A 1,130-nucleotide genomic window follows, 5' to 3' on the forward strand; every position below is an offset into this window, starting at 1 on the left:
GATGAGGTGGGCAAGGCCGTTGGGGTCACCGGAGAAGCCCCGGGCGATGAAGCCCGCGCCGGCGCTGAGCGCCAGCTCCAGCGGCCGGAGCGCCGGGATATGCGTGCCCTCCGGGGTGAGCTTGCTGCCTTCCCAGTCCGCCTCCGTGGTCGGCGAGGCCTGGCCCTTGGTCATTCCGTAGACGGCATTGTCCATGACGACGTAGGTCAGGTTGGCGTTGCGGCGGCAGGCGTGCAGGAAGTGGTTGCCGCCGATGGAGAAGCCGTCGCCGTCACCACCCATGGCGAGCACGGTCAGCTCCGGGCGCGAGACCGCCAGTCCGGTGGCCACCGGCAGGGCCCGCCCGTGGACGCCGTGGAAGCCGTAGACCGCGGCGTACGCGGGCAGCCGCGCCGAGCAGCCGATCCCGGAGATGAAGGCCACCTCCTCCGGCGCCAGCGACAGCCCCGACAGCGCCTTGGTCATGGCGTTGAGGACACCGAAATCGCCGCAGCCGGGGCACCACACCGGCTTGACGCCGGACTTGAAATCCTTGGGCCTGAATTCGCACGTGCTCATCACGCCGCCTCCCGCTTCGCCAGCTCCCGCAGCTCGGTGACGATCTCGCCCGGGCGCATGGGCAGCGGCCCGGGCCGGTGGAACGCCACCAGCTCCGCGCTGATGTCGTAGTGGCCCCGCAGGTACGCGAGGAACTGTCCGCCGTGGTTCTGCTCGACCACCAGGGCCCGCTCCACCCCGGCCAGTGCCCGGGCCATGTCCGCCGGGCGTGTCGGCGCGAGCAGCCGTACGGAGATCAGCCGCACGTCGATCCCGTCGGCGGCGAGCCGGTCGACGGCCTCGCGTGCCGCCGCGGTGATCGACCCCCAGGTGATCACGGCGAGTACGCCGTCGCCCTCGATGTCCGCCCAGTAGTCGCCGTAGCCGTGGCGTTCCAGCTTGTCCCGGCGCTTGTCGAGCTGGGCCTGGTGGTGAGCGGCCTGGGACGAGGGGGTGCCGGTCTCGCCGTGTTCGAGGCCGTCGGCGGTGTAGGCGCCGCCGGGCATACCGGGCAGGCTCATGGGGGAGACGCCGTCCTCGGTGACGCGGTAGCGGCGGTAGTCGTTCGCCTCGCCTTCCGAGGGGGTGCGCCG

Annotated in this window: 2 protein-coding genes; both read right to left on the minus strand. The window is 71.9% G+C overall.

All coding sequences use genetic code 11. The features are described from left to right. The coding region (locus tag G7A99_RS20395; RefSeq protein ID WP_163143691.1) for a thiamine pyrophosphate-dependent enzyme at nt 1–558 on the minus strand (558 nt) is incomplete at its 3' end. Further along, the coding region (locus tag G7A99_RS20400; RefSeq protein ID WP_305792346.1) for a transketolase C-terminal domain-containing protein at nt 558–1,130 on the minus strand (573 nt) is incomplete at its 5' end. The genes G7A99_RS20400 and G7A99_RS20395, both read right to left, overlap by 1 nt.

Source organism: Arhodomonas sp. KWT, from assembly GCF_010993615.1.